Source organism: Thauera aminoaromatica S2 (assembly GCF_000310185.1).
Lineage (GTDB): Bacteria > Pseudomonadota > Gammaproteobacteria > Burkholderiales > Rhodocyclaceae > Thauera > Thauera aminoaromatica.
In genome coordinates, this window is sequence record NZ_AMXD01000220.1 from 1 (window position 1) to 4,036 (window position 4,036).

General features: G+C 73.5%; 5 protein-coding genes. All 5 read left to right on the top strand.

All coding sequences use genetic code 11. The annotated features are described in order from the left end of the window. Positions 1–672: Kae1-like domain-containing protein (locus C665_RS18765; protein WP_004326881.1), on the top strand; the 672-nt coding region annotated here is incomplete at its 5' end. A 2-nt stretch (positions 673–674) separates the two neighbouring features. Further along, on the top strand, positions 675–941 hold the full coding sequence (locus tag C665_RS18770) for a HypC/HybG/HupF family hydrogenase formation chaperone (RefSeq protein ID WP_004326883.1): 267 nt from the start codon (positions 675–677) through the stop codon (positions 939–941). Between the two features lie 36 nt (positions 942–977). Continuing rightward, positions 978–2,159, top strand: coding sequence for a hydrogenase formation protein HypD (gene hypD / locus C665_RS18775; protein ID WP_004326884.1), 1,182 nt, complete (start codon positions 978–980; stop codon positions 2,157–2,159). Continuing rightward, positions 2,156–3,217, top strand: coding sequence for a hydrogenase expression/formation protein HypE (hypE, locus tag C665_RS18780; protein WP_004326887.1), 1,062 nt, complete (start codon positions 2,156–2,158; stop codon positions 3,215–3,217). Before hypD ends, hypE begins: the two co-directional genes overlap by 4 nt. A 165-nt stretch (positions 3,218–3,382) precedes the next feature. Further along, positions 3,383–4,036 (top strand): YXWGXW repeat-containing protein (locus C665_RS19885; RefSeq protein WP_004326889.1); only part of this gene is annotated, 654 nt, incomplete at its 3' end.

Consider the following 4,036-nt stretch of genomic DNA (forward strand, 5'->3'; position numbering starts at 1 on the left):
CAGCCGGCGGCGGCGCTGCTCGCCCAGGTGCTCGCCCGCCCGACGCTGAGCCCGCCGAGCTCCAGCCTCGGCCGCCACTTCGACGCCGCCGCCGGCCTGCTCGGCCTGTGCGAGGTCATGCACAACGAGGCCGAGGCGGCGATCGCGCTCGAGCGCCTGGCCTCCGGCACGGCCGCGCCGGAGGTGACTCCCGGCGACTGGCGGATTTGCGACGCAGGCGGTGCGCTGCGCGGACAGGCCGATGGAGCGCGCTCGCGCACCGACCGCGGGGCGCCCGCAGCAGGCTCCGTCCCGCAGCCGGACGACCGCGCGCATCCCGGCGCCGGCGCACTGCCGCCCGGAGGGACGCTCGAACTCGATCTCCACCCCCTGCTGCTGCGCCTCGCCGACGAACCCGAGCCCGCGCGCGGCGCGGCACGCTTCCAGGCCACCCTGGCCGCCGCGCTCGTCGCCTGGGTCGAGGAGGCACGGCAGCGCACCGGCTGCGCCACGGTGGTGCTGTCGGGCGGCTGCCTGCACAATCGCCTGCTCGCCGACGCGCTCCACGCCGCCCTGCCGGCGCGCGGTTTCGAGGTGCTCGGCGCGCACCGCCTCTCTCCGGGCGACGCCGGCCTCGCGCTCGGCCAGGCCTGGGTCGCCATGCACCGGCTCGCTGCAACCAAGGAAGACTGAACATGTGCCTCGCCATCCCCGCCCGCATCGTCGAACTGCTCGCCGGCGACCAATGCCGCGTCGAGCTCGGCGGCGTGCGCAAGGAGATCTCGCTCGCCCTGGTCGACGGCGCCGCCGTCGGCGACTACGTGATCGTGCACGTCGGCTATGCGCTGACCCGGCTCGACCCCGAAGAGGCCGCACAGACCCTGGCGCTGATCGCCGACGCCGGCATCGACCCCGCGCGCGCGCTCGGCGGCGAGCACCCCGCACTCGGTGCGGCGCGCTGAAGTGCGCCATCGAGTGATGGAATACGAGGCTGCGCGATGAAATACGTGGACGAGTTCCGCGACGGCGCCCTCGCCACCGGGCTGGCGCGCGCTCTCGCGCGCGAGGTCGACCCCGGCCGCGACTACGCCTTCATGGAGTTCTGCGGCGGCCACACCCACGCCATCTCGCGCTACGGCGTGGCCGACCTGCTGCCACCCAACGTGCGCATGATCCACGGCCCCGGCTGTCCGGTGTGCGTGCTGCCGATCGGTCGCGTGGACATGGCGATCGGCCTCGCGCTGGCGCGCCCCGAGGTGATCCTGTGCAGCTACGGCGACTGCCTGCGCGTGCCCGCCTCCGACGGCCTTTCGCTGCTGAAGGCCAAGGCGCGCGGCGCCGACGTGCGCATGGTGTACTCCGCCGCCGACGCGCTTGCGCTCGCCGTGCGCGAACCCGCACGCGAGGTGGTCTTCTTCGCGATCGGCTTCGAGACCACCACGCCCCCCACCGCGCTCGTGCTGCGCGAGGCCGCCACGCGCAGGCTCGCCAACTTCAGCGTGATCTGCAACCACGTGCTGACGCCGCCGGCGATCACCGCGATCCTCGACTCGCCCGCAGCCAGCCGGCTCGGGGCGCTGCACCTGGACGGGTTCATCGGCCCCGCCCACGTGTCCACCCTGATCGGCAGCCGCCCCTACGAAGCCTTCGCCGCCCGCTACCGCAAGCCCGTGGTCATCGCCGGCTTCGAACCGCTCGATGTGATGCAGGCGATCCGCATGCTGGTGCGCCAGGTCGACACGGGCCGTGCCGAGGTCGAAAACGAGTTCACCCGCGCGGTGGTGCGCGACGGCAACCCGAAAGCGCAGGCGATCGTGTCGGAGGTGCTGGCGTTGCGCGACGAGTTCGAGTGGCGCGGCCTCGGTGTGCTGGCGCGCTCCGCGCTGCGCATCCGCCCCGCCTTCGCGCCCTGGGACGCCGAGGCGAAGTTCGGTCTCGACTACCGCCCCGTGCCCGACCACCGCGCCTGCGAATGCGGCGCCATCCTGCGCGGCGTGAAGAAGCCGACCGACTGCAAGCTCTTCGGCACCGTGTGCACCCCGGAAACGCCGATGGGCTCGTGCATGGTGTCCTCCGAGGGCGCCTGCGCCGCGCACTACAACTACGGGCGCTTCCGCGACGTTCCGGTACATGTCGTCGGCACCTCCGCACCCCCGAATCCGGACCAGGAAACCGCATGAACACCGTCAAAACCGGCTACGTCCGCCCCCTGGACCTGCGCAAGGGCCGCGTCGACCTCGGCTTCGGCGCCGGCGGGCGGGCGATGGCGCAATTGATCTCCGAACTTTTCCTGCGCGCGTTCGCCAACGACTGGCTCGCCCGCGGCGACGACGGCGCGGTACTGCCCGCGCCCGCAGCGGGCGAGCGCCTGGTGATGGCGACCGACGCCCACGTGGTGAGCCCGCTGTTCTTCCCCGGCGGCGACATCGGCAGCCTGTCGGTGCATGGGACGGTGAACGACCTCGCGGTGATGGGCGCACGCCCGCTGTACCTCGCCGCCAGCTTCATCCTGGAAGAAGGCTATGCGCTCGCCGACCTCGCCCGCATCGTCGAATCGATGGCCGCCGCGGCGCGCACGGCCGGGGTGGCGGTGGTGACCGGCGACACCAAGGTGGTCGAACAGGGCAAGGGCGACGGCGTGTTCATCACCACCACCGGGGTGGGGGCGCTGCCGGCCGGGCGCGATCCGGGCGGCGCGCGGGCGCGGCCGGGCGACGTGGTGCTGGTGTCGGGGCGCATCGGCGACCATGGCATGGCAATCATGGCGCAGCGCGAGTCGCTCGCCTTCGACTCCGAGATCGTCTCCGACAGCGCGGCACTGCACGACCTGGTCGAGGCGCTCTACGCCGCGGTGCCGGCCGAGGCGGTCCGCGTGCTGCGCGACCCCACGCGAGGCGGACTGGCGACCACCTTGAACGAGATCGCCGCGCAGTCGGGCGTGGGCATGGAGCTCGACGAGGCGGCGATCCCGGTGTCGGCGCAGGTGCAGGCTGCCTGCGAGCTGCTCGGGCTCGACCCGCTCTACGTCGCCAACGAGGGCAAGCTGGTGGTGCTGTGCGCTCCGGAGCACGCCGGCGCGGCGCTCGCCGCGCTGCGCGCGCATCCGCTCGGCACCGAGGCGGCGCGGATCGGATGCGCCACCGCCGACCCGCAGCACTTCGTGCAGCTGCGCACCGGCCTGGGCGGGCGGCGCATGGTGGACTGGATCGCCGGCGAGCAGCTGCCGCGGATCTGTTGAGCGATCGCGTCGTCACAACTGATTACCTCGCCGCCCACCCGGCGCGCCCCCTTTCGCCTATCGTGCGCGTGGAGACAGCAGAGACGCGGAAGGGGGCGGCGGGCGGCAGCGCCCCGCCCCCGGCCGCCCCGCATGTCGCACCCTTCTCCGTGGCAGGACGCAACCATGACCATCCGCTCGCCCCTTTCGCCCATGCTGCTCGCAGCCGCGCTGGCACTCGGCGGATGCGCGGTGGTCCCGGTCGACGACTACGGCTACTACGAAGACGACCGCTACTACGAGCGCGAGACGGTGATCGTCACGCCGCCCCCCCGCATCGAGTACCGCGGCCTGCCACCGGCCGCCGGCTACATCTGGATCGATGGCTACTGGAACCGGGTCGGACCGCGCCCGCACTGGGTCCCGGGCTACTGGAGCCCACCGCGCATGCATTCGCGACCGCTCGCGCAGCCGCCGCACATCGATGTGCGCCCGGACGGGCGCGGCGACCGTCGCGACGAACACGACCGCAACCGCTGGCGGAGCGACGACGCGCGACGGGACGACCGGCGCTGGAACGACCGCAGCCGCGACGATGTCCGCCGCGACCGCGACAGCCGGCCCTGGCCCGGCTTCTCCCCCCGTGGCGACGGCGCTGGTTCTCCCGATGGCCCGCAGCTGCGCGATCGCCGCGACCTGCGCGACGAGGCCCGCCCCCCGAGGATCTTCCAGGAACGCCCGCCCGGTGGACGTGAAGGACTGCTGCGCGCCGAACCGCCGCGCGATCGCGCTGCGCGCCCCGAGCTGCGCCCCGCAGGTGCCGCAGGCGAGGCGCGCGAG